24 protein-coding genes and 1 riboswitch are annotated in these 23888 nt (G+C 68.4%); of the genes, 16 read left to right on the top strand and 8 right to left on the bottom strand.

Annotated features, from left to right (window positions below; genetic code table 11):
- Positions 1–14: 14 nt before the first annotated feature.
- Together OOB33_RS19130 and OOB33_RS19125 are read right to left on the bottom strand one after the other, a co-directional pair.
- Positions 15–1196: an OmpA family protein gene (locus OOB33_RS19130; protein ID WP_271009814.1), complete on the bottom strand. Its 1182-nt coding sequence runs from the start codon at positions 1194–1196 to the stop codon at positions 15–17.
- Positions 1197–1392: 196 nt separating this feature from the next.
- Positions 1393–2058, bottom strand: coding sequence for a sterol desaturase family protein (locus OOB33_RS19125; protein WP_271009813.1), 666 nt, complete (start codon positions 2056–2058; stop codon positions 1393–1395).
- Between the two features lie 285 nt (positions 2059–2343).
- On the opposite strand from OOB33_RS19125, the gene OOB33_RS19120 reads away from it, so the two are divergent.
- The 8 genes from OOB33_RS19120 (at position 2344) to OOB33_RS19085 (ending at position 9416) form a co-directional block, all read left to right on the top strand.
- The gene (locus OOB33_RS19120) at positions 2344–3063 is read left to right on the top strand and encodes a Crp/Fnr family transcriptional regulator (RefSeq protein ID WP_271009812.1); all 720 of its coding nucleotides are present in this window, start codon (positions 2344–2346) and stop codon (positions 3061–3063) included.
- 130 nt (positions 3064–3193) lie between these two features.
- Positions 3194–3982, top strand: a complete 789-nt coding sequence (locus tag OOB33_RS19115; RefSeq protein ID WP_271009811.1) for a Crp/Fnr family transcriptional regulator — start codon at positions 3194–3196, stop codon at positions 3980–3982.
- A 36-nt stretch (positions 3983–4018) separates the two neighbouring features.
- Positions 4019–4573, top strand: coding sequence for a Dps family protein (locus tag OOB33_RS19110; protein ID WP_102767147.1), 555 nt, complete (start codon positions 4019–4021; stop codon positions 4571–4573).
- 49 nt (positions 4574–4622) lie between these two features.
- Positions 4623–5117, top strand: coding sequence for an RcnB family protein (locus OOB33_RS19105; protein WP_271009810.1), 495 nt, complete (start codon positions 4623–4625; stop codon positions 5115–5117).
- 133 nt (positions 5118–5250) lie between these two features.
- Positions 5251–5769: a (2Fe-2S)-binding protein gene (locus OOB33_RS19100; protein WP_271009809.1), complete on the top strand. Its 519-nt coding sequence runs from the start codon at positions 5251–5253 to the stop codon at positions 5767–5769.
- Positions 5766–8003 (top strand): xanthine dehydrogenase family protein molybdopterin-binding subunit, encoded by a 2238-nt coding sequence (locus tag OOB33_RS19095; RefSeq protein WP_271009808.1) that lies wholly within the window; start codon positions 5766–5768, stop codon positions 8001–8003. The genes OOB33_RS19100 and OOB33_RS19095 overlap by 4 nt, the downstream gene beginning before the upstream one ends.
- Positions 8004–8158: 155 nt before the next feature.
- Positions 8159–8317: a DUF3309 family protein gene (locus tag OOB33_RS19090; RefSeq protein ID WP_171825999.1), complete on the top strand. Its 159-nt coding sequence runs from the start codon at positions 8159–8161 to the stop codon at positions 8315–8317.
- Between the two features lie 55 nt (positions 8318–8372).
- Entirely contained in the window at positions 8373–9416 is a 1044-nt protein-coding gene (locus tag OOB33_RS19085) for a GGDEF domain-containing protein (RefSeq protein WP_271009807.1), read from the top strand.
- Positions 9417–9433: 17 nt separating this feature from the next.
- Here the strand turns inward: OOB33_RS19085 and OOB33_RS19080 are convergent, their stop codons facing one another.
- Positions 9434–10162 carry a sensor histidine kinase gene (locus OOB33_RS19080; RefSeq protein WP_271009806.1) on the bottom strand — a complete coding sequence of 243 codons (729 nt, stop codon included), beginning with the start codon at positions 10160–10162 and terminating at the stop codon, positions 9434–9436.
- 71 nt (positions 10163–10233) lie between these two features.
- Here OOB33_RS19080 and OOB33_RS19075 point away from each other — a divergent pair, with 71 nt between their 5' ends.
- Positions 10234–10887: a response regulator gene (locus tag OOB33_RS19075; protein WP_102767140.1), complete on the top strand. Its 654-nt coding sequence runs from the start codon at positions 10234–10236 to the stop codon at positions 10885–10887.
- Here OOB33_RS19075 and OOB33_RS19070 read toward each other — a convergent pair.
- Positions 10850–11296: a response regulator gene (locus tag OOB33_RS19070; protein WP_102767139.1), complete on the bottom strand. Its 447-nt coding sequence runs from the start codon at positions 11294–11296 to the stop codon at positions 10850–10852. The two genes, OOB33_RS19075 and OOB33_RS19070, sit on opposite strands and share 38 nt — an antisense overlap.
- A gap of 242 nt (positions 11297–11538) precedes the next feature.
- On the opposite strand from OOB33_RS19070, the gene OOB33_RS19065 reads away from it, so the two are divergent.
- A complete protein-coding gene (locus OOB33_RS19065; protein ID WP_271009805.1) occupies positions 11539–12108 on the top strand; it encodes a hypothetical protein in 570 nt (189 codons plus the stop codon).
- A gap of 21 nt (positions 12109–12129) precedes the next feature.
- On the opposite strand, the gene pdxR is transcribed toward OOB33_RS19065, so the two are convergent.
- Entirely contained in the window at positions 12130–13689 is a 1560-nt protein-coding gene (gene pdxR / locus OOB33_RS19060) for a MocR-like pyridoxine biosynthesis transcription factor PdxR (RefSeq protein ID WP_271009804.1), read from the bottom strand.
- Between the two features lie 54 nt (positions 13690–13743).
- On the opposite strand from pdxR, the gene OOB33_RS19055 reads away from it, so the two are divergent.
- The 3 genes from OOB33_RS19055 to OOB33_RS19045 all read left to right on the top strand — a co-directional run bounded on the left by OOB33_RS19055 (position 13744) and on the right by OOB33_RS19045 (position 16493).
- The gene (locus tag OOB33_RS19055; protein WP_271009803.1) at positions 13744–14394 is read left to right on the top strand and encodes an FMN-binding negative transcriptional regulator; all 651 of its coding nucleotides are present in this window, start codon (positions 13744–13746) and stop codon (positions 14392–14394) included.
- An 86-nt stretch (positions 14395–14480) separates the two neighbouring features.
- Entirely contained in the window at positions 14481–15065 is a 585-nt protein-coding gene (locus OOB33_RS19050) for a GNAT family N-acetyltransferase (RefSeq protein ID WP_271009802.1), read from the top strand.
- A gap of 153 nt (positions 15066–15218) precedes the next feature.
- Positions 15219–16493, top strand: a complete 1275-nt coding sequence (locus tag OOB33_RS19045) for an MFS transporter (RefSeq protein WP_271009801.1) — start codon at positions 15219–15221, stop codon at positions 16491–16493.
- Positions 16494–16590: 97 nt separating this feature from the next.
- On the opposite strand, the gene OOB33_RS19040 is transcribed toward OOB33_RS19045, so the two are convergent.
- On the bottom strand, positions 16591–18537 hold the full coding sequence (locus tag OOB33_RS19040) for a S8 family peptidase (RefSeq protein WP_271009800.1): 1947 nt from the start codon (positions 18535–18537) through the stop codon (positions 16591–16593).
- A gap of 54 nt (positions 18538–18591) precedes the next feature.
- A riboswitch (cyclic di-GMP riboswitch) is annotated at positions 18592–18687 on the bottom strand.
- Between the two features lie 131 nt (positions 18688–18818).
- The gene (locus OOB33_RS19035; protein ID WP_271009799.1) at positions 18819–20507 is read right to left on the bottom strand and encodes an electron transfer flavoprotein-ubiquinone oxidoreductase; all 1689 of its coding nucleotides are present in this window, start codon (positions 20505–20507) and stop codon (positions 18819–18821) included.
- Between the two features lie 218 nt (positions 20508–20725).
- Here OOB33_RS19035 and OOB33_RS19030 point away from each other — a divergent pair, with 218 nt between their 5' ends.
- From OOB33_RS19030 to OOB33_RS19020, 3 genes are all read left to right on the top strand, one after another.
- On the top strand, positions 20726–21508 hold the full coding sequence (locus OOB33_RS19030) for an SDR family oxidoreductase (protein WP_102769501.1): 783 nt from the start codon (positions 20726–20728) through the stop codon (positions 21506–21508).
- Positions 21509–21514: 6 nt separating this feature from the next.
- Positions 21515–22189, top strand: a complete 675-nt coding sequence (locus OOB33_RS19025; RefSeq protein ID WP_165794509.1) for a YceH family protein — start codon at positions 21515–21517, stop codon at positions 22187–22189.
- A 144-nt stretch (positions 22190–22333) separates the two neighbouring features.
- Complete coding sequence (locus tag OOB33_RS19020) at positions 22334–22609, top strand: hypothetical protein (RefSeq protein ID WP_271009798.1); 276 nt, start codon at positions 22334–22336, stop codon at positions 22607–22609.
- 87 nt (positions 22610–22696) lie between these two features.
- Here the strand turns inward: OOB33_RS19020 and OOB33_RS19015 are convergent, their stop codons facing one another.
- Positions 22697–23872 (bottom strand): serine hydrolase domain-containing protein, encoded by a 1176-nt coding sequence (locus OOB33_RS19015; protein WP_271009797.1) that lies wholly within the window; start codon positions 23870–23872, stop codon positions 22697–22699.
- Between the last annotated feature and the right edge of the window lie 16 nt (positions 23873–23888).

The raw sequence follows: 23888 nt of genomic DNA, 5'->3' as shown, positions 1-23888 counted from the left end.
GCGTGACTCCGATCTCAGCGCGGGCTGCTGTTGTTGTTGCCGCTGCTTTTGCTCATGCCGCTGCTGCTGACCTCGGCCTGCACCTCCACCTCGACCCGGCGGTCAGGTTGCAGGCAGCGCAGCAGGGCCGCAGACTTGTGCTCGCCCTTGCAGTCGCCCGCGCGTGTCACCGGCATCGATTCGCTCTTGCCCAGGGCGCTGATCTTGCTGGCCTCGATGCCGCCAGGGTTGATCAGATAGGCCTTGACCGCATCGGCGCGCTGCTGCGACAGGGTCTGGTTGTAGTCGCTGCGGCCGATGCGGTCGGTGTGGCCCTCGACCGTGACGAGCTGGAAGCTGCTGCCCTTGAGCTCGGCCGCCAGGGCATCGAGCGCACGCGCGCCCTCGGGGCGGATCTGGGCCTCGTCAAAGCCGAACAGCGATTCGGCCGAGAAGCTCAGGCGCCGCGGTGGGATGGGGATGCCGGCCGCGGGCGGCGGTAGCAGCATCGGTGTGGCCACGGGCTCGGGCGGCGGTGGCGGCGGCGCGGCGGCCATCACCGCGGCGGGCGGGCTGTAGCTGGGCGCCACGCTGCTCATGCGCGGGGCCGAGGTGGGCGAGCGGCCGAAGGGGAAGACCAGGCTCAGCGACACCAGGTTGACGGGGATGTGATAGCCCAGGGCATTGCGCACCCGATAGCGCTCCGCTTCGGCGCGCACGGCCATGCCACCCGGGTTCCATTCCAGACCGGCGCCGAGCTTCATATTGGTGTCGCGGCGGCTGGGGTCATAGCCGTTCAGCGCGGCGGCGCCGCTGCCGTCGAAATGGGTGCGGGTGCGGTTGAACTGCGTGCCGATTCGGCCCAGCAGCGACCATTGATCGCTCATCGGCAGCTTGCCGACCAGATCGAGATTGATGCCTTTCAGGTCGAAGCGGCCGTTGACTGTGCCGGCCGGTGTGGTGCTGGCATCGATATTGAATCGGCCGAGCTGGAAGTAGCCGGCCTCGACCGCCCAGTAGCGGTTCATCTGGTAGCCGAGAAAGAGCTTGTAAGCCGTGTCACGCTCATCGCGCGAGATGCTGGTGGCGGTGACGCCGGCAGGCAGCACCACGCCGAGGGCGCGTTCGGCATCGAGCTTGGCCCGCGCCTGGCCGGCACCGAAGCCGCCGTACATATACGGCTCATCGGACTGCGCCCAGGCGGGCAGGGCCAGCAAGGGCAGGAGGCCGATCGCGCTGCAAAGCCCCGCTCTCGCCAGGCCTTGCATGAGCGGACGAGCCGCAAGCCGGAGTGAGGGGCGGCTGCTGCGGAGGTGTGTGCCATGCGACATGGTGATCCTTGTGGAGTGAAGACGGGGCAGGGAGCCAAAGCGCCCTGAAAGACTGCGAACTTTCAGTCTCAGCGGCTTTGCCTCAGGGGTCTGTACGCTGGCGTACCGCAGCGCTGTGGCGTGCCTCCGGCGCGGCAGGCTTGGGCGGGGCCGATCCAGCGGGCGCCGAGCCGCGCGCGCGCAGATGGCTGCCCAAGGCCCGGTCCCAGAAGCTGCTGCTGACGCCGTAGCAGCGTGAAGCGCCGCCCTGGTGATGCAGGGCATGCCAGCGTGCACGCCGGGCCAGCCAATCGCCCGGTGCTCGCTCGGCCGCCAGCCCTTGATGCACGGCATGGTGGATGGCCGAGTACACCAGGTAGCCGCTCAAGACCCCCAGCATCACCAGCGTGCTCCATACGCCGCCGAGCAGCAAGTACAGGGGCGCAAATACCAGCGTGGCAAACAGGCTGGCGCTGAGCCAGGTGGGCAGGCCCACATGGGCTTGTGGCAAGGCATGGTGCAGGGCGTGCCAGCGCTGGAAGGGCTGCAGGCCGTGCAGCACAAAGCGGTGGGTCAGGTACTCCAGCAGCGACCACAGCAGCAGGCCCAGCAGGAACAGGCCCAGCACCCGCGCTGCAGATTGCGGCTGCCAGCTTGGCGCTGCGGCGTTCAGCCACAGGGCGGCCGCCAGGCCGGCAATGGCCAGGGCGTAGAAGGCCAGATCGGCCAGGCAGGCGCGCCGGCTTTGGCGCAAGGTGATCAGGGGCATGGGATTCCTTGGCAAGGACGAGGACAGGAGGCGTGGCCTGTTGGCCGCCCGGCCCAGGCTAAGCGCCGGAGGTGCCTGCGCTCTGTGCGCCTGCGCACCGATGGGGCATGGGGTGCAGCGGATGCGTTTGGACGCAGGCGGTCGGCTTGGTCCTTGTGTACGCTGGCGAACATACCGGCCAGGCTCGGCTGCCTATAGTCGGGCGAACGCCCTGCACGCCAGACCCTGGCTGCTGATGGCGTTCGGCGCAGGAGCGAGCTCTGCGCACCACCACAGGGAGCTGCGATGGCACACACGATGGACCCGAAGAAGAATCACCTGCTGGCCGCCTTGCCCGAGGCCGAATGGCTGCGCTGCCGAGGATTTCTGGAGCCGGTGGACCTGCCCCTGGGCCAGGTGCTGTACGAATCGGGCCGGCCCATGAGCCATGTCTATTTCCCCTGCAATGCCATCGTCTCCCTGCTGTTCGTGATGGAGAACGGCGCCTCGGCCGAGATCGCTGTGGTGGGCAATGAAGGCATCGTCGGCATCTCGCTCTTCATGGGCGGCGGCTCCACGCCCAGCCGCGCGGTGGTGCAGAGCGCCGGCCTGGGCTACCGCATGCGCGCCGGCGCGCTGACCGAGGAGTTCAACCGAAGCGGCCCGCTGATGCATCTGCTGCTGCGCTACACCCAGGCCTTGATCACGCAGATGGCCCAGACGGCCGCCTGCAACCGCCACCACAGCCTGGATCAGCAGCTTTGCCGCTGGCTGCTCTTGAGCCTGGACCGCTTGCAGGGTGATGAACTGGTGATGACCCAGGAGCTGATCGCCAATATGCTGGGTGTGCGCCGCGAGGGTGTCACCGAGGCCGCACTCAAGCTGCAGAAGCTGGGCCTGATCCGCTATGCGCGCGGTCACATCTCGGTGCTGGACCGTGCCGGTCTGGAGCAGCGCAGCTGCGAGTGCTACGGCGTGGTCAAGAAGGAATACGACCGCCTGCTGCCGGAGCGCATCGCGGTCTGATGCGATACGGCGGCGCAGACTGCCACGCAGGATGCCGCCGCATGTGCGCTTGCAGACAGAGAGCTTGCCGCGCCGGCCTCAATCTGGCGGCAGCAGCGCCGCAGTCTTTGCGGCGCAAACGAAAGTTGCCGTGAACTCGACGACACCGCCTGTCTCCACGCGTCCGCACAAGGGCGATGCCCGTCTGCCCGCACAAAATCGCCTGATTGCGGCGCTGCCTGCGGCGCGACGGGCCAGTTTGCTGGCGCTGTGCGAACCGGTGGATCTGAAGCTTTCGGAGCGTTTGTTCGAAGCCGGTGAGGCCACGCGTTACGTCTATTTTCCTGTCGATGCTTTCATTTCCTTGCTGGCTCAGATCGATGAGCACCCAAGCCTGGAAATGGGCATGGTGGGCCGTGAGGGCATGCTGGGCCTGCAGCTGATCCTCGGCGTCAGCCGGGCCCCGCTGGGCGCCATGGTGCAAGGTGAGGGCCGGGCCTGGCGCTTGGGCGCGTCGGCCTTTCGGGCCGAGCTCTTGCGCAGCCTGCCGCTGCGCCTGCTGCTGCAACGCTACCTCTACGTACGCCTGGCCCAGCTGGCCAGCGCCGCCGGCTGCCTGCGCTTCCACCAGATCGGCCCGCGCCTGGCGCGCTGGTTGCTGATGAGCCAGGATCGCGCCGGCCATGCCCAGCTGGCGGTGACGCAGGAGTTCCTGGCCTTCATGCTGGGCGTGCGGCGCGTGGGTGTGACCCAAGCGGCCGGCGCCATGCAGCGCAGCGGCCTGATCCGCTACCACCGTGGCCTGCTCACGGTGCTGGACCGGGCCGGTCTTGAAGCCGCTGCGTGCAGCTGTTATGCCTGCGACCAGCGCCACTATGCCGCCCAGTTTCCGGCGCTCAACGTGCGTCGGCGCACAGATTCAAGCGGCGCTCGCGCCTAAGGCGGGGTGGATTCTTCACCCCACCGGAGCCTCCGCATGTACCCCACTCCCACCCCTGTCCACAACACCCAGGGTGCCCTGGCGCACCGCGGCGCCGCGCTGCAAACCCCGACCGATCTGCACCCCAACGCCACCCGTGACCTGTCGGCCAGCCTCAACGGCGTGCTGGCCGATGTGTTTGCGCTCTACCTCAAAACCAAGAACTTTCATTGGCATATGAGTGGCCCGCATTTCCGCGACTACCACCTGATGCTGGACGAGCAATCGCTGGAGCTCTTGGCCATGACCGACCCGCTGGCCGAGCGCATTCGCAAGCTCGGCGGCTCCACCTTGCGCTCCATCGGCCACATCACCCGCAGCCAGCGACTGCTGGACAACGACGCGCCCTTTGTCGAGCCGGCCGACATGCTGGCCGAACTTTGCGAGGACAACAAGACGCTGAGCCAATGGCTGCGACAGGGCCATGAACTGTGCGTCGAGCACCGCGACCTGGCCACGGCCAGCCTGATCGAAACCTGGATCGATGCCGGCGAGCGCCGCACCTGGTTTCTGTTCGAGTCGGGTCGGCATGGCGACAGCAGCGGCCATTGATGATGGCCCGAGGCTCCAGCCCTTCGAACCCTGCCACCGGAGAACTGCCATGACGCTGAATCTCACACCCCTGCGCCCACTCCCGCGCCCACCCCCGTTCCGCCGCATCGCTCGGGCGGCTTGCCTGGGCCTGCTGGCCCTCAGTGCCGCCCTGGTGCCGGCCCAGGCTCAGCCCGGGGGCGAACGGGGGCGCGGCGAAGCGCAAGGCCGGGACAGGCAGGAGCGCCAACAGCGTGAGGAGCGCCGGCAGCGTGACGAGCGCCAGGAACGCCGCGAAGGGCGACATGCTCGCGATGAGCCGGGAGACCGGGGGCAGTTTCACGGCCGTGGCGAGGCCCGCGGCGCCGGCCCCGACCATGCCTACTACCGCGGCAGCCGTCTGCCGCGCGAGTACCGTGGCCCTCGCTATGTGGTGGAGGACTGGCGCGGCCACCGGCTCAGCGCGCCGCCGCGCGGCTACCACTGGGTGCAGTCGGGCGGTGACTACCTGCTGGTGGCCATTGCCACCGGGGTGATCCTGCAGCTCTTGCTCCAGCAGCAATAGCCGCAGTGGCTGGGCGGGTCGCGGTGGCGGCCAAGCGCCCGCGCCCTGTTCTTGCTATGCTGCCTCGCGCCAAGTTCACGGGCTGCCGCCACACGGCAGCCGTGCCAGCCCAGAACCGCAGAGAGCCCGCAGCATGAGCCAGTTCCGTCTTCATATCAACGGTGACGTCCGCCAGGTCGATGTGGCGCCCGACACGCCCCTGCTCTGGGTGCTGCGCGACAGCCTGGACCTGGCCGGCACCAAGTATGGCTGCGGCGTCGGTGCCTGTGGTGCCTGCACCGTGCACCTCAACGGCGTGCCCACTCGCTCCTGCATGACGCCGGTGGCCACCGTCGGTTTGAAGAAGGTGTTGACCATCGAAGGCCTGGATGCCCAGGCCCGCCATCCCCTGCAACAGGCCTGGGTGGAGCTGGACGTGCCGCAATGCGGCTACTGCCAGGCCGGCCAGATCATGACGGCCGCGGCTTTGCTCAAAGACAACCCCAAGCCCAGCGACGCCGACATCGACGGCGCCATGTCCGGCAACCTCTGCCGCTGTGCCACCTACCTGCGCATTCGCGCGGGCATCCACCGTGCCGCCGAGATTGCGGCTGTGCCCGTCAAATCTCCGGTGTCCCGCAAGACCAAGCCGCAAGCGAAGGAGGGCGTATGAGTCGCCCCGCCCTGGTGAACCCCAGCCGCCGCCGCTTCCTCGGGCACAGCGGCGCCGGCCTGGTGCTGGCGCTCAGCGGCTCGACCGTGGCCCTGGCGCAAAGTGCCAAGCCCCCAGCGGCCCAGGCGTTCAAGCCCAGCGCCTTCATCAGCATCTCGCCCGAGGGCGTGGTGACCTTGATCTCCAAGCAGCCCGAGATCGGCCAGGGCATCAAGACTTCGCTGCCCATGGTGATTGCCGAAGAGCTGTCGGTGAATTGGCGCGATGTGAAGATCGTGCAGGGCGATCTGGACCCCATCTACGGCAGCCAGGGCGCGGGCGGCTCCACCTCCACGCCCACCAACTACCAGGACTTCCTGCGCCTGGGCGCCACCGCCCGCACGCTCCTGGTTCAAGCGGCGGCGCAGCGCTGGGGCGTGCCAGTGGCAGATTGCCAGGCGCGCGACTCCTTCGTCCACCACCGGCCCACAGGCCGCAAGCTGGGCTATGGCGAGCTGGCCAGCCTGGCCGCCACGCTGCCCCTGCCCGATGCCGCCAGCGTGCAGCTCAAGGACCCCAAGGACTACCAGCTGCTGGGCCAGCGCATCGGCGGTGTCGACAATGCTGCGCTGGTGCGCGGCGCGCCGCTGTTCGGCATTGACGTCAAGCTGCCCGGCATGCTTTACGCGGTGTACGAGAAGTGCCCGGCCTTCGGCGGCAAGGTGATCAGCGCCAATCTGGCGGCGGTCAAGGCGCTGCCCGGCGTGCGCGATGCCTTTGTGATCGAGGGCACCAGCAATCTCAACGGCCTGATGCCCGGTGTGGCCATCGTGGCCGAGACGACCTGGGCCGCCTTCAGCGCTCGCAAGCAACTGCGCGTGCAGTGGGACGAGGGCGCCGTGGCCACGCAGAGCTGGGACGGCTTTGCCGCCCAAGCCGCGGCCCTGCGCGGCAAGCCCGGTGCCAGCAGCCTGCGCCGTGACGGCGATGTCGAGCAGGCCTTGCGGGCCAGCGGCGCCAAGGTGGTGGAGGCCAGCTACAGCTACCCCTTCATCTCGCACGCCAGCATGGAGCCGCAGAACTGCACGGCCTGGTGGAAGCCAGAGAGTGCCAGCCTGGAACTCTGGGCCCCGACCCAGAACCCGGCCTCGGGTCAGAACCTGGTGGCCAACACCCTGAATATCCCTAAGGAAAAAATTAGCCTGCACATCACGCGCAGCGGCGGCGGCTTCGGGCGGCGCTTGAGTTCGGATTTCATCGTCGAGGCGGCGGCCATCGCCCAGCGCGTGGCCGCGCCGGTCAAGCTCTGCTGGAGCCGCGAAGATGATCTGCGCCACGACCATTTCCGCCCGGGTGGCTTCCACCACCTGCGTGGCGCCGTCGATGCGCAAGGCCGGGTCAGCGCCTGGCACAACCATTTCGTCACCTTTGCCAACCGGGTGCAGCGCGAGGGTCAGTCGCTGCTGCAGCCGGGCAGCGGCGGCAGCTTGTCGGGCGATGAGTTCCCCGGCCGCTGGCTGCCCAACATCGTGCTTGAGCAAACCGCGCTGGAATGCGGTGTGCCCATGGGTCCCTGGCGGGCGCCGGGCAGCTGCGTGTTCGCCTGGGTCTTCCACAGCTTCATCGACGAGCTGGCCCATGCGGCTGGGCGCGACCCGCTGGAGATGCGTCTGGAGCTGCTCGGCGATCGCGAGATCGTGCCGCCCAGCAATGAGCGCGGCCAGCCCTACCATGCCGGCCGCATGCGCGCCGTGCTGCTGGAGCTGGCGGCCAAGTCCGGCTGGGGCCAGAAGAAATTCCCGCGCGGCCAGGGCCAGGGCATGGCCTTTCATTTCAGCCACCGCGGTTACATCGCCGAGGTGGCCGAAGTGACGGTCAGCAAGAGCGGCCAGCTCAAGGTGGACCGGGTGGTGGTGGTGTCCGACATCGGCCGCCAAATCGTCAATCTCAGCGGTGCCGAGAACCAGGTCCAGGGCTCGGTGCTCGATGGCCTGGGCACGCTGATGCATGCCCAGCTCGACCTGCAGCGGGGCCGCATCGTGCAGGGCAATCTGGGCGAGTACCCGCTGCTGCGCATGCACGAGTCGCCGACCCGGGTCGACGTGCATTTCCTGCGCAGCGACCATCCGGTCACCGGCCTGGGTGAGCCGGCCCTGCCGCCGCTGGCGCCGGCCGTGTGCAATGCCATCTTTGCCGCCACCGGCCACCGTGTGCGCCAGCTGCCGCTGAGCTTGAGCGATCTGAGCTGGTCCTGAGCCCGGCAGCCCTCGCTGGCGGCGGTGTTGTCTGCACGGCCCAAGTGAGCGGTATGTTCGCAAGCGCACCGAGGCTGGGTGCGCGCCGGCGTAGTCTGAAGGTGGAGCGACATCCCGTGCGCTGCCCTCGCATCCACACAGACCCGGAGCCTCTCATGAGCTTGTCCACCATTTTGTTGATCGTCCTGATCCTGATGCTGATCGGCGTGGCGCCGACCTGGCCGCACAGCCGGGGCTGGGGCTATCTGCCCAGCGGCGGGCTGGGCCTGATCCTGCTCGTCGTGCTGATCCTGATGCTGCTGGGCCGCATCTGAGCCTGCTTGCCTGCGCCTTTGAAGGCCGCGGCACGCAACAAGGAGGAGGGCGCCCATGAAACCTGCTGATTCCCACGAGGCCCGAGGATGCTTGAGTCCGCCGTCACGAGCGCCGCAAGCCACGCTGGCGAGCCCGGCGCGCGAAAGCGGCAAGGACCTGGTTCTGGACCCCACGGCCGGCGATGTGTCTCTGGCCGACTGGAGCGTCTTGCTCGATGCCGTCAAGCAGCGCTTGCGCGCCAGCGTCAACGCCTCGCACGACGATGGCAGCGGCATGCGAGACAGTGGCAGCGCAAGGCGAGACAGTGGCAGCGCCAGGCGCCAAGGCCCACCGGGCCCATCACCGCGGCAGTTGGCCGAGCCACAAGCCTTGCGGCGCACCGTGCTGGAATGCGTGCAGGCCCTGGATCAGCTACACAGCACCTTGTTGCACGAGCTGGCGCGGCGGCTGCAGCTGGAGCTGCAGGTCTTTGATGGCCAGGTGGCGCTGGCCCAGGCGCAGGCGGAGCTGGGCGGGCGCACCTCGCTGGGCGCCAAGGTGAGGGAGCCCGAGCCGGCGCCAGGGCGTGCGCCACCCGGCCCCGATGCCTTCAGCCGCAGCCGCCACCTGGCCTTGCATGATGCGCTGACCGATCTGCCCAACCGCCGTTTCTTCCTGGAGCGCCTGGCCCATGGCCTGGTGCATCGGCGCAGCGAGCAGCCCTGCATCGCGGTCTTCAGTTTCTGCGTGGAGGGCTTCGCCGCCATCGAGGCCGAACATGGCCCCGAGTTCGGCCAGGCCCTGCTCAAGGTGGTGGCGGCGCGCTGGAGCCGGGTGCTGCGGCCCGAGGACATGCTGGCCCGGCTCGACGGGGCCCATTTCGCCTGCCTGCGCCTGAACCAGGGCGGTGACGCCCAGGCTTTGAGCCTGGCCTCGAGCAAGCTCTTGCTGGCCCTGGCCGGGCCGGTGCGGCTGGCGCCCTTGACCGTGCCGCTTCGTCTGAGCCTGGGCATGGCGCAAAGCCTGGCCGGCGCGGATGAGGCCCTGGCCCTGCTTGATCGGGCGGAGGCGGCGCGACTGGCCGCGCGGGCGGCGCACGACGAGGCGGCGGCTTCATGAAGCTGGCCGCTGTGCACTCAGCCCGCCGGCAAGCGCACCTGCAAGCGGCAGCCCTCACCGGCCGGCGCATGCAGCAGCAGCCGGCCCTGCTCGGCCTCGATGCGCAAGCGCATGGCCAGCAGGCCAAAGGAGGTGCTGCGCGCGGGCGCGCTGCCGCTGAAGCCGCGGCCATCGTCCTGCACGCTGAGCTCCACCCAGGTCGGCTCGGGTGCCGCAGCGGCCAGGGTCAGCAGCCGCACCTCCAGGCGCTGCGCGGCTGCATGCTGGGCCACATTGCTGAGCGCCTCTTGCAGCGCGCGGTAGAGCACCAGCTGGCGCGCCGGGCTCAGCGTGACCGGCTGCAAGGCACTGCGCAGCTGCAGGCCGCTGCTCTCGGCAAAGTCCAGGCACAGGCCCTGCAGCGCCGGCAAGAGGCCGAGGTGGATCAGGGCCGAGGGCCGCAGGTCTTCGATGATGCGGCGCTTCAGTGCAATGACGCTGTTCAGGGTGGCACTCAGGTGATCGAGCCGCTCCAGCGCCACGGCGGCATCGGGCGGCTGATGGCGCAGCCGGGCCTGGATGCGCGCGGTGTCCAGCTTGGCCGAGGTCAGCAGGGCGCCCAGCTCGTCGTGCAGATCAGCGGCCAGGCGCTGGCGTTCGTCTTCGCGCGCGCTTTGCAGATGCAGGTTCAGCTCGGCCAGCTGGGCGGTGCGCTGCTGCACCAGCGCTTCCAGCTGGGCCAGGCGTCGCTGGGCGCGGGTCTTCATGGGGCAGGCCTTCGGGTGGCGCGGTGCGCCGAGGGGCGGTGCATGGAACAAGGCAACAGGGGCTCCTTGCGATGATCCATATCGTCATCGTGGACGATCATGCCGTTGTGCGGGCGGGTCTGCGCCAGTATTTTTCCGAGCAGGCCGATTTCTGCGTGGTGGCCGAGGCCTCCCAGGGCCGCGAAGCCCTGGCGCTGCTGCGCGCTGCCGAGCAGACCGGCATGGCCATCGACGTGATGCTGCTGGACATCGCCATGCCCGATCAGAGCGGCGTCGATGCCTTGCAGGCCATCCGCGCCCGCGCGCCCAGCTTGCCGGTCCTGATCTTCAGTGGCTTCCCCGAGACCCAGTACGCCAGCCTCTTGCTGCGCCAGGGTGCCAGCGGCTATCTGAGCAAGGACTGCGAACCCGAGGCCCTTCTGCAGGCCATCCGCACGCTCAGCCGCGGCCGGCGCTACATCAGCGCGGCCGTGGCCGAGCAGCTGGCCGATGGCCTGGCGGCCGGTGGCGTGGATGCCGCCCAGGCGCATCAGCAGCTGTCCGAGCGCGAGCTGCAGGTCTTTCTGCGCCTGGCCGCCGGCCAGACCGTGGGCCAGCTGGCCCCGGCCCTGTGCCTCAGCGTCAAGACGGTCAGTACCTACCGCAGCCGCGTGATGGACAAGATGGGCCTGAGCAGCAACAGCGAGCTCACGCATTACGCCTTGCGTCACGGCTTGATCCTGTGAGGGCCGGGTCCAGCTGCGGCAGCAGCTGGGGCGGCAGGCCGCGCAGGTAGAGGATCAGCGCATCGATCTCGCCGGACTTGTCGAAGATGCGGTCGGCGCCCAGTTCCAGGCAGCTGCGCTGGATCTCCGGCGTGGCGTAGTTGCTGAGCACCACCAGGCGGCGCGGCAGATCGGGTGGCGGCAGGCGCTGCACCGCGCGCAGCAGGCCCAGGCCCGAGCCGCCCTTGAGAAAGATGTCGATCAGCAGCAGATCGACATGATGGCCGGGCAGGGCCAGCCAACGCAGGGCCGCGGCCTCGCTGTCGGCCACGCCGAGCACGCGCAGCGGCAGCAGCTCTTCCAGCGTGGCGATCAGCTCCGCTTGCAGCAGCGGGCTGTCTTCGACGAGAAAGGCCTTGAGTTCAAGCATGGGGCCCAGTGTCGGGCGCCGGCGAGGCCGGCGCCATCGGAGAAGCCGGTGAGGGCGTGTCAGACAAGGCCTACAGCCGAAGTGTGGCTGGCGGCCTGTAGGCCAGGGCCTACGCGGGCTCGCGGTGTCGTCCGCTGGTGGCCGATCTGCGGCCCGCCCACACTGGCCCTGGCCCGAGCCGCAAGCCCTGAGTGGCGCGTCGCGGTTCATGTTTCAACGCAGCCCATCAAGGAAGACCCACCATGAAGAAACTCAACACCTCCATCGCCTCATCCCTGTTCCAGCACAGCGCGCTGGGCCTGTTGCTGGCGGCCCTGCCGCTGAGCAGCGCCTGGGCCATGAGCAAGGCCGAGAACGCCGATGCGCGCAGCCGCATCGAGAGCAGCTACAAGACCGATCGCGCGGCCTGCAATGCCATGGCACACAACGCCAAGGACATCTGCATCGAGGAAGCCAAGGCCAAGGAGAAGGTCGCCCTGGCCGAGCAGGAGTTCGCCTTCAGCGGCACGCTGGCCGACCAGCGCAAGGTCGGCGTGGCCAAGGCCGAATCGGCCTATGCCGTGGCCAAGGAGCGCTGCGACGACAAGTCCGGCAACGACAAGGATGTCTGCGTCAAGGAAGCCAAGGCCATCGAGACCAAGGCCCTGGCCGACCTGACCCTGGCCAAGAAGGTCGGTGAAGCCGTCACCGAAGCCAAGGACGACAAGCGCGATGCCAATTACAAGGTCGCGACTGAGAAGTGCGATGCCATGGCCGGCACGGCGAAGGACAACTGCGTCGCCCAGGCCAAGCTCAAGTACGGCAAGAGCTGAGCCAGGGAGGGGCGGGATGGATCAGCTGGATCCATCCCACCAGGCCTGGGCCAGTGCGCGCACGGCCGGGCCGATCTCGGCCGTGGGCACGCTGGCAAAGCCCAGCACCAGGCCGGCTTGCTGGCTGTGCGCCGGCAGGCCGCCCATCTGTGCCAGCGCGCCCAGCTCGATGCCGGCGCGCCGCGCCCGTTCGGCCAGGCGCGTCTCCTCGGCACGATCGGCCAGGGGCAGAAAGGCCTGCAGCCCGGCCGGCACCGGCTGCAGGCGGTGCTGCGGGTGCAGGGGCAGCAGGTGCTGGGACCAGGCCTGCAGCAGGGCGTCGCGCCGCTCGCGTGCGGCCCGCCGCATGCGCCGCACATGGCGCAGAAAATGCCCCTCGGCCATGAACTCGGCCAGCACCGCCTGGTCGGCGATCGAGGCCTGGCGGTCCAGCACCGAGCGCAGGCGCGCCAGCGTCGGCAACCAGGCCGCCGGTGCCACCAGATAGCCCAGGCGCAGGCCCGGGAACAGAAGCTTGGAAAAGCTGCCCACATACAGCGTGCGCGCATCCGCCTCGCCTTCCAGCGAGGCCAGAGGCGCCAGCGGCACGCCGCTGAAGCGGTACTCGCCGTCGTAATCGTCCTCCAGCACATAGGCATCGCTTTGGCGCGCCCAGGCCAGCAGTTCCAGGCGCCGCTGCGCGCTCATCACCACCCCGGTCGGGTACTGGTGCGAGGGCGTGGTGTAGACCAGGCGCAGCCGCCCCAGGGCTTGCAGTGCGCCGATGCGCAGGCCCTGGCCATCCAGCGGCACCGGCAGCACCTGCGCGCCGCTCAGCCCCAGGGCCGCAGCGGCAGCGCGGTAGCCGGGCGATTCCATGCCCACCCGGTCACCCGGGCGCAGCAGGGCCAGGGCGGCCATGGCAATCGCCTGCTGCGAGCCGGCCGTCACCAGCACCTGATCGGCGCGGCAGTGCAAGCCGCGCGAGTGGCTCAGATAGCCGGCGATCAGCTCGCGCAGGCGCGGCAGGCCGGCGGCATCCTCGTAGCTCAAGGAGGCCCGAGGGCCGGGCCGCGCTTGCGCGCGCCAGAAGCGGGCCTGCAGGCGCGACCAGAGTGCATGGGGGAAGAGGTCCAGCGCCGGCAGGCCGTGGCGGAAGGCCCGGCCCGGGCCTTGCACCACCGGGCTGGGCTGGTAGTCCTGCAGGCGCAACCAGAGCGGGCTGTCGGGCGTGCGCGGGCTCGCGGCGCGGCTTGGGGCCGTGGGCGAGGCGGATGAAGACGGTGCAGCCAGATCGCTGACATAACTGCCCGCTCCCATGCGCGAGCGGATGAAGCCCTCGCTCTCCAGCTGCTCGTAGGCTCGCAGCACCGTGTTGCGCGAGACCGCCAGGGCCTGGGCCAGGGCGCGGCTGGTCGGCAGGCGCGCGCCGGGTGCCAGCTGGGCCTGCAGGATGCGGGCCTTGATCTGGCCGTGGATCTGCTGGCTCAGGCCAGGCACCGCGTCATTCCCGGTGCCCGCCTCGCCCAGCAGTTGCATGCCGGTCGGGTCCAGTGCCAGCGCGGCTTGTGGCGGGCGCCGCTTGGAAATTGGTTCCATCATTTTTTTGAAAAGTGGCTCTTTGATGGTACCAAGCGGCGCCCTATGCTGAGCGCCATGTACCAACCTGCCCATTTCCGCTGCGAAGAGTTCGCCCACGCCCGCCGCTTCATGGCCGAGCAGCCCCTGGCCCTCTTGGTCGGCCCCGATGCCCAGGGCGAGAGCTTTGGCAGCCATCTGCCGCTGAGCCTGCTGGAGCTTCCCGCCGACGCGCAGGGCCAGCCGGCCTGGTGTCTGGAAGGCCATATGGCCCGCGCCAACCCGCACTGGGCCTGGCTGGCCGGGCTGCTGCAGGCAGGAGGCCCGCAGGTGCTGGCGGTGTTCAGCGGCCCCGGCGCCTATGTCTCGCCGCGCCACTACGACAGCCTGCAGAACGTGCCAACCTGGAACTACATGGCCGTGCATGTCTACGGTGAGCTGGAACTGGTGGACGAAGCCGAGTCCAAGGATGCGCTGCTCAAGCGCCTGATCGCATCGCACGAGCCGGCCTATGCCGAGCAATGGCGCGACCTCTCACCCGACTATCAGCAGCGCTTGCTGGGCGCCATCGTCGGCTTTCGCCTGCACATCCGGCGCTGGGAGGCCAAGTTCAAGCTGAGCCAGAACCGCAGCGCGGCCGAGCGCCAGCGCATCCGCGCCGCCTGGAGCGAGGGCGGCCAGCCGCGCGAGCAAGAGCTGGCGGCCTGGATGGACCGGCTGGGCCTGTGAGACACCGATCAACCCACCCACTGACACAGCAGATGCAAGCTGAACCGCAACAACTTCAAGTCCCAGTGCCGCCGGACATCGCCCCGATGCAGATTCAGCCGGTGCGCCTGCAAGGCCGCGTGGTCTGTCTGGAGCCTCTGGACCTCGATCAACACCTGCCGGGCTTGTGTGCCGTGGGCCTGGACCCCGAGCTCTGGCAGTGGGTGCCCACCCAGGTGCGCAGCGAAGCGCAGATGCGGGCGTACGTGGAGACGGCACTGCAGGAGCAGGCGCGCGGCAGCTCGCTGCCCTTTGCCATCCGCTCCCTGGCCGAGGACCGGGTGATCGGCTGCACCCGCTTCGGCAATATCTCACCGCGCGACCATAGACTGGAGATCGGCTGGACCTGGCTGGGCCGCGCCTGGCAGCGCAGCGGCGCCAACACCGAAGCCAAGACCTTGCTGCTGACCCATGCCTTCGAGACCCTGGGCGCCTGGCGGGTGGAGCTCAAGACCGATGCGCTCAATGCCAAATCGCGCGCTGCCATCGCCCGCATTGGCGCGCAGCAAGAGGGCATCTTGCGGCGCCACACCCTGACCGACACCGGCCGCGTGCGCGACACCGTCTACTTCTCGGTGCTGGACCAGGAGTGGCCGGCGGTGAAAGCGCGGCTGCACGCGATGCTGCGCTGACGGGCGGTCCTGGGCTCAGGGGCCGGGGAAACGCAGGGTCAGTCCGGAGCCGCTGGGGCGGTGCCGGGTGTTAGGGTGCTGGCTTGGAAGCTGTGGCGCTCCCGCTCGACGGACGGTTCAGCCTGTGTTCACCCTTGCTGACCGACCCATCCGATGAGCACCGCTGCCAAGACCTTGCTTGATTCCGAGCGCCGCACCCTTCACCCTTCGTTCTTCATGTTCCTGATCGCGCCGTTCGGCGCGACCACCGGCTACACCGCGGTCTGCCTGGCCTATCTGCTGACCCAGGCCCAGGTGGGGGCCGAGTCGGTGGCCGGCCTGCTGGCCCTGGCCTATCTGCCGCAGACCTGGAAGTTCCTCTGGGCCCCGGTGGTGGACCTGAGCCTGAGCCGCAAGACCTGGTATGTGCTGGGCCTGGTGGGCATCGTGCTGTCCATGCTGCTGGTGGGCAGCAGCCCGCTGAATGCCGCCTCCATGACCCGGCTGACGATCTGGGTGCTGGTGATGGGCACGGCTTCCACCTTTCTGGCCATGGCGGTGGACAGCCTGATGGCGCATCAGACGCCCGAGCATGCCAAGGGCCGCGCGGCGGGCTGGTTCCAGGCCGGCAATCTCGGCGGTGGCGGCCTGGGCGGCGGAGCGGCCCTGTGGCTGATCCAGTCCGGTGGGCTCTCGCCCCAGATGGGCGCAGCGGCCCTGGCGGGCCTGTGCGTGCTCTGTGCCTGGCCGATTTTCTGGGTGTCTGAGGGCAGCGAGCCGGCCGCCGAGCAGGCCGCCGATCAAGCCGAGGGCGCGACACCGGCGCGCATCGGCCAGCGCTTGCGTGAAACCTGGGCCGATCTTTGGTCCGTGGTCCGCTCGCGCAACGGCGCCTTGGCCATGCTGCTGGTCTTCCTGCCGCTGGGCACCGGCTCGATGGCAAATATGTACTCCATCATGGCGACCGAGTGGCAGGCCTCGGCCAACACCGTGGCCCTGGTCACCGGCACGGTGGCCGGCCTGCTTTCCGCCCTGGGCTGTTTGATTGGGGGTTATGTCTGTGACCGCATGAACCGGCAGATGGCCTATGTGATCTTCGGCCTGCTGCTGGCCGGCGCCAGCGTGGCCATGGCCGTGGCGCCGCACACCGAGTGGCATTTCGTGCTCTGGACCAGCCTCTACTCCCTGATCACCGGCCTGTGCTACGCCGGTTTCTCGGCCGTGACGCTGGAAGCCATCGGCAAGGGCGCTGCCGCCACCAAGTACAACCTCATGGCCTCGCTCTCCAACACCCCGATCGGCTGGACCACGGCGCTGTACGGCTGGGTGTTTGCGCAGTTCGGCGGCCGCCTGACCTTGCTGGCAGAGCTGGCGCTGACGGTGCCAGCGGCGCTGCTGTTTGTGTGGGTGTTTCGCAGGGGGCGGGCTCGCGCTGCAGCCATGCTCTGAGCTGCGTGCGTGCTTCGCGCAGCAAGGCCGAAAACCGCACTGCCAGGGGCAGAGCGGCTCGGTCTCGAGTCGAGGATGACGCGAGTGCGCTGGTGCGTCAGAGCGTCATCTTCAAGGTGTACGCACCGGTCGTGCCCGCACTGCGCATCACACGCAGCACCAGGGTCACGGCACTGCCGCCGGGGTTGCTGATCTTGAGCTGCTGGCTGGCGCCGACGATGCCATTGGACAGCAGCACGGTCTGACCCGTGCTCATGTAGACACCGACGCCGAAGCCTGAGGCCGAGTTGCTGGCGCTCAGCACGGCGGTGACCGTCTTGCCGGCCGGCAGGGTGAACTTGAAGTAGTCGTTGTCACTGGTGCTGCTGATGCTGCCGGCCACCTGGGCGGGCAGGCTGGCAACAGCTTGAGCCGTGGCGATGGTCTCGTTGGGCTCTTTGTCACTGAGCTTGAGCAATGCCGGGATGGGCGAGGGGGCCGGTGCCGGCTTCGGTGCGGGGGTGGGTGCGGGCACCGGGGCTGGCTTGGGCGCCGGTGTCGGGGCCGGGGCGGGTGCCGGCGCCGGGGTTGGTGCGGGCGCAGGGGCCGGCGCGCTGGTCTTGGCCGCCACGGCGGCCAGCACCGCGGCATTGGCATCGACCAGGCCACTGCCGCAGCCGCTGCAGGCGGCCGGGAAGGCGCGGGCGCTGCTCTTGAGGAGGCTGGTCACCTGATCCGGTGTCAGCTTGGGGTTGGCCGCCAGCATCAGGGCGGCGACACCGCTGACCACCGGCGTGGCCATGGAGGTGCCCATCATCGAGCCGTAGTTGTCGGCGCCGGGCGTGGTAGTGCCGGCGTTCCAGGTGGAGAGGATGCCGAAGCTGCCGTCGCCGCCCGGGGCGGCCAGGCTCACCTTGCTGCCGAAGTTGGAGTAGCTGGCGCGGCCGCCGGTCTTGCCGGTGGCGGCCACCACGATCACGCCGCTGCAGTTGGCGGGCGAACTGCCTGCGGCGTCGACCTTGCTGTTGCCGGCCGCCACCACGACCACGGCGCCCTTGGCTCTCGCGGTGTTGATGGCATTCTGGGTGGTGGTGCTGCAGGCGCCGTTGCCACCCAGGGACAGGTTCAGCACCTTGGCCGGGTTGGGGTTGACCGGCAGGCCGCTGACGCTGCCGCCCACGGCCCAGACGATGGCGTCGGCGATGTCCGAGTCATAGCCGCCGCAGCGGCCGAGCACGCGCAAGGGCAGCACCTTGGCGGCATAGGCTACGCCGGCCACGCCCAGGCCGTTGCCGCCGCTGGCGGCGGCGATGCCGGCCACATGGGTGCCGTGCCAGGAGCTGTTATTGGCTTTTGAGCCGCTGGCGCACTGGTTGGCAAGGGTGAAGTCGCCGGGGTCGCTGGCATCGGCATCGCGGGCATTGCCATCGCCGGCGAAGTTGGCGCTGCTGATGAAGTCATAGCCTGGCAGCAGGCGGGCCGCCAGGTCGGCATGGGGGCGTACGCCGGTGTCCAGCACGGCCACGGTCACACCGGTGCCGTTGCTGCGGTCCCAGGCGGCCGGGGCACGGATGCCGGCCACGTTGTCGTTGAGGCTCCATTGCTGGGCCAGCATGGCATCGTTGGGCAGCAGGGTCGGGTGGTGCAGGCGGTCGGGCTCCACATATTCGATGGCGGCATCGCCCATGCGCAGATTGGCGGCCATGGCGCCGGCATCGGCCAGGCTCAGGCGGCGGTCGAGGTGGAAGACCTGGGCGCCGTTGGCCATGCGGCGCAGGTGCTTCATGCGCACGCCTTGCCGGTTGGCAGCCACCTGCATGGCCGCGGCACTGCGCGCATTGGGGCTGCCGTCGGCATTGCTGCTGACCGCGCCGCTGCGGTATTTGACGATCAGGCGGTCGGTGTGCGGGGTCGGTTCGAAGCGCGCCATCGTGGGCGTGAGATCGTCGAGCTGCAGGGGCGGGCGGGCTTGGGCCGGGAAGCTGGCCGAGCTGGCCCAGGTGGCCAGGGTGAGTGCGGCGGCGAGCTGGGTGGCGCGCAGAGGGAATGTGGCCAGGTACAGCATCAGGGATCTGCCTCGGGAGGATCGAGGCCAGGCTCCGCCATCTCTAGGCGCTCACCTGGCAGCCCCGCTACCGTGGCGCGCTGTCAGGCGGTGCGCTGTAGGCCGGAGGCTTTGCGTCCCTTGCTTTCACAAGGTTTGCGGGTGCCGGGACGATAGGGCCGGGGTCTGTGGCAGTCCAGGGGCGCAGAGCGCACATCGCGCAATTGTGAGAATTTGTATGCAAGCGGCGCAGAAAAGAAAACGGGCCCTGTGCAGGGCCCGCTTGCGGCGCGATTTTTCTGTTACATGCCGGCGTAGTTGGGCCCGCCACCGCCCTCGGGCGTGACCCAGACGATGTTCTGGCTCGGGTCCTTGATGTCGCAGGTCTTGCAGTGCACGCAGTTCTGGGCGTTGATCTGCAGGCGGTCCTCGCCGGCATCGGTCTTGACGAACTCGTAGACGCCGGCCGGGCAGTAGCGGCTCTCGGGGCCGGCGAACTTGGCCAGGTTCAGCGACACCGGCACCGAGGCGTCTTTCAGCGTCAGGTGGGCGGGCTGGTTTTCTTCGTGGTTGGTGTTGGACACGAAGACCGAGGACAGGCGGTCAAAGGTCAGCTTGCCGTCCGGCTTGGGGTAGTCGATCTTGGCGCACTCGGCCGCGGGCTTGAGGTAGAGGTGATCGGGCAGGGGGCGATGGATGGTCCACGGCGGGCTCTTCATGCCCAGCTTGGGCAGCAGCCATTGCTCGATGCCGGTCATCAGCGTGCCGACAGTGTTGCCCTTCTTGAACCACTGCTTGAAGTTGCGCGACTGGTTCAGCTCTTCATGCAGCCAGCTTTGCTCAAAGGCGGCGGGGTAGGCGCTCAGCTCGTCATGCTGGCGGCCGGCGGCCAGTGCCTCGAAAGCGGCTTCGGCCGCCAGCATGCCGGTCTTGATGGCGGCATGGCTGCCCTTGATGCGGGCGGCGTTCAGGTAGCCAGCATCGCAGCCGACCAGGGCGCCGCCGGGGAACACGGTCTTGGGCAGGCTCAAGAGGCCTCCGGCCGTGATGGCGCGGGCACCGTAGCCCAGGCGCTTGCCGCCTTCGATGTGCTTGCGGATGCTGGGATGGGTCTTCCAGCGCTGCATCTCTTCAAAGGGCGAGAGCCAGGGGTTTTTGTAGTCCAGGCCGACCACATAGCCCAAGGTGACCTTGTTGCCCTCCAGGTGGTAGAGGAAGCCGCCGCCGTAGGTGTCGCCGTCCATGGGCCAGCCGGCGGTGTGCACCACCAGGCCGGGCTGCGCTTGAGCGGCCGGCACTTCCCAGAGTTCCTTGATGCCGATGGCGTAGCTTTGCGGGTCTTTGCCGGCGTCGAGCTGGAACTTGGCGATCAGCTGCTTGCCCAGATGGCCGCGGGCGCCTTCGGCAAAGATGGTGTACTTGCCCAGCAGCTCCATGCCGAGCTGGAAGTTCTCGGTCGGCTCGCCGTCCTTGCCCACGCCCAGATTGCCGGTGGCGACGCCGCGCACACTGCCGTCTTCACCGTAGACCACTTCGGCGGCGGTGAAGCCGGGGAAGATCTCCACGCCCAGGCCCTCGGCCTGTTCGCCCAGCCATTTGGTGACGGCGCCCAGCGAGATGACGTAGTTGCCATCGTTGTGGAAGCAGCCGGGGATCAGCCACTGCGGCGTGGCGGTGGCGCCGGTTTCGTTGAGGAAGAGCACCTCGTCGGCCTGCACCGCCTGGTTCAGCGGCGCGCCGAGTTCCTTCCAGTTGGGCAGCAGCTCGGTCAGCGCGCGTGGGTCCATGACGGCGCCCGAGAGGATGTGGGCGCCCGGCTCCGAGCCTTTTTCCAGCACCACGACCGAGAGCTCCTGGTTCTTGGCCGCCGCCAGCTGCTTGAGCCGGATCGCGGTGGCCAGGCCGCCGGGGCCGCCGCCGACGATGACCACGTCGTATTCCATCGATTCACGCGGTCCGTACTGGCTCAGAAGTTCTTGGTTTGTCGTCATGGTGTTCTTGTCCTGGCTGAAGCTGTAGAGCTGGCTTGTCTGCGCGGCATTCTATAAGGGGCTTTGATAAAACGAACGATCGTGCTTTTCTTGCCGCTAGGTGCAAGGCTCTAGCGGCTTGTCGCATGTCAATCAGAGCTCGGCCGGGCGCTTTGTTTTCCTCGTAGGCCCCGGGGTCGCGTGCTACGCTTCTTCCGCAGTTTTCCCAGAGGATGACCATGAGTTACAGCATTGATTTGTCGGGCCGCGTGGCCCTGGTGACCGGCGCATCGAGCGGCCTGGGCGCCCAGTTCGCCCGAACCCTGGCCCAGGCCGGCGCCTGTGTGGTGTTGGCCGGCCGCCGCACCGAGCGGCTCAAGACCTTGCGCAGCGAAATCGAAGGCGCCGGTGGCGACGCCCATGTGGTGACCCTGGATGTCACCGATCTGGACAGCATCAAGTCGGCCGTGGCCCATGCCGAGACCGAAGTCGGCACGCTCGACATCTTGATCAACAACTCCGGCGTCAGCACCACCCAGCGCCTGACCGAGGTCACGCCCGACGACTACGACTTCGTCATGGACACCAATGTCCGCGGCGCCTTCTTCGTGGCGCAGGAGGTGGGCAAGCGCATGCTGGCTCGTGCCCAGGGCTCGGCGCCCGGCACCTTCATCGGCGGCCGCATCGTCAACATCGCCTCCATGGCCGGCCTGCGCGTGCTGAGCCAGATCGGCGTCTACTCCATGAGCAAGGCCGCGGTCATCCACATGACCCGCGCCATGGCGCTGGAGTGGGGCAAGTACGGCATCAATGTCAACGCCATCTGCCCGGGCTACATCGACACCGAGATCAACCACCACCACTGGGGCACCGAGCAGGGCAAGAAGCTGGTGGAGCTGCTGCCGCGCAAGCGCGTCGGCCAGCCGCAGGATCTGGACACCTCCCTGCTCATGCTCTGCGCCAACGAGAGCCATTTCATCAACGGGGCCATCATCCAGGCCGACGACGGTTTCGGGGTCTGAACATCCATGTCTTTGCGAACCCTGAGCGCCCTGGAGGCGCGTGTGCTGGCGGTGCTGGTGGAGAAGGAATCCACGGTGCCGGACAGTTATCCCCTGTCCCTCAACGCCCTGACCTTGGGCTGCAACCAGAAGACCGCCCGTGATCCGGTCATGAACGCCAGCGAGGCCGATGTGCTGCTGGCGCTGGAGGAGCTCAAGGCCATGCACCTGGTCAACAGCGTCAGCGGCAGCCGCGTGGTGCGTTTCGAGCACAACGGCGCGCGCGGCCTGGGCGTGCCCGGCGCCGGCCTGGCCTTGCTGACCTTGCTGATGCTGCGCGGCCCGCAGACCACGGCCGAGCTGCGCTTGCACACCGAGCGCCTGCACCGCTTTGCCGATGTGTCCTCGGTCGAGGGCTTTCTCGAGGAACTGGCTGAGGCCACGGACAAGCGTCCGGCCTTTGTCGTCAAGCTCGCCCGTGCGCCTGGCGCCCGCGAATCGCGCTGGGCCCATCTGCTCTGCGGTGAGCCGGTCATCGAGGCGCAAACCGGATTTTCCCCAGGAGCGAGCAGCCCCGAGCAAGCCGAAGACATCGCCCATCTGCGCGCCGAGCAGCAACGTTTGAGCCGCGAGCTCGAGCAGCTCAAACTTTTGGTACAGCGGATGGCAGGTGAGTTGGGCATAGACTCCAGCCTCAGCTGACCCTCAGCAGGTGCTACTTTTGCCGGCCTCACCTTTCCTGGTGGCCGAGTGGATGGGCGGGTGCTGGGTTCGGCTGGGCTATTGACCAAGGGCATCGATGAATTTCAAACACATCGAGCCCCAGCTTCGAGGGAGACCTGCACCATGACGTTGATCCGCACACGGAATCGCCTTTTTTTCTGTAGCCTGAGTGCCCTGGCTGCAATCGGTCTGAGTGGCTGCGCCAGCACCGCGGCCGAAGACCAGGCACAAGGCAGCTATGAGCGCCCCGAGTACACCACTGGCAGCAATTTGCCGCGCAAGAACAAGGACGCCGGCCGCTTGCCAGACAACGTCAAACTGGTGGACAAGGAAGCATTCCAAGCCGGTTTGCCTGGTGCGGCTGGAGCTGCCGCGGCGGCCAGCGCCAAGGGCAAATGACCGTTCTGGGCTGGGGTGGGCTGATCGCTGACGGCGGTTGCTTGGCAGGACCACGGGCGCCAGCGCGGCTTGTGGGCTGCACGCCGATCAAAGATCGCCCCAGCGTTTGATCAGAGACTGCCAGAGCTGGTGGCCGTTCAGGCTGTTGCTCAGAAAGACCAGGCCGCTGCCCTGTGAAGGGTTGAACTGGCAGTAGGCGCGAAAGCCACTGCTGTTCGTGCCGGTGTGATAGATCACGCGGCTGCCATCGGCCATGGGGTTGAGGATCCAGCCCAGGCTCCAGTAGGCCTTGGCCGGCTGGCCTGGCAGATCGAGGGCGCGCCCGGGCCGCTCCAGCGGCTGGCGGTCGCTGGCCACGGTCTGCGCGGCCAGCATTTCGCGCCGCCACTCTTCATTCAGCAAAGCGCTGGCCGTGGGTACCGGGCGCAAGAGCGCCGCCAGAAAGCGGCCGTAATCCTGCGCCGTGGTGTGCAAGGTGTAGGCCGCATTGGCCCGCTCGTAGCGGCTCCAGGGCAGGGGCTGGCCGTCCTCGCCATGGCCGCGCGCACGCCGGGCTTCGAGCGCCGGCGTCAGCACAAAGCTGCTGCTGCTCATGCCGAGCGGCGCGAACAGCTCGCGTTCCGCCGTGGTCTGCAGGGGCTCGCCCAGCAGATGCTCGAGTGCGCGCTGCAAGTAGAAATAGCCTTCGCCCGAATATTCAAAACCCTCGCCGGGCATGAACTTGAGGGGCAGGGGGCCGCGGTTCTCGTCGCCGCTGCGCCAATTGGGCAGGCCGGAACGGTGGCACAAGAGCATGCGCGCGGTGATGCGCGCCTGCGCGGGCTGCGGCGGTTGAAAGCGCTCGGGGTAGAAATCCAGAATTGGCTGATCAAGGCCCAGCCGTCCGCGCTGCACCTGTTGCATCAGCAGGTAGGCAAACACCGGCTTGCTCATGGAGGCGCATTCGAACACTGTGCCGGCCGTGACCGGCTCCGAGCTTTCCTCGCCGAACTCGCGCCGACCCAGGTGCCAGGCTTCGCTGAGCTCGCCATGCTGGATCAGCTGCAAGGCCAGGCCTGGCACGCCGAGTTTGGCCATCAAGCCCGGCCATTGCTGCTCCACCTCCTCGCGCCGCTCCAGCAGCCGCCGCGCCAAGGACAGGGCCTGCCAGGCGGGAGAGTTGCCGGAACCCGGCTCGACCGTGGCCCCAGCCGGCCGGGCGCGCACCCCAGCGGTCGACAGCCCCGCCGCGGCCAAGGCCTGCAATCCGAGACGGCGCTTCATGCCCACCTTCTCGATC

This window comes from Paucibacter sp. B51 (assembly GCF_027863535.1).
In the GTDB taxonomy this organism is placed as follows: Bacteria; Pseudomonadota; Gammaproteobacteria; order Burkholderiales; family Burkholderiaceae_C; genus Paucibacter_A; species Paucibacter_A aquatilis.
The sequence above is the reverse complement of the archived record's forward strand: the minus strand, read 5'-3'. Positions and strand labels throughout refer to the sequence as shown.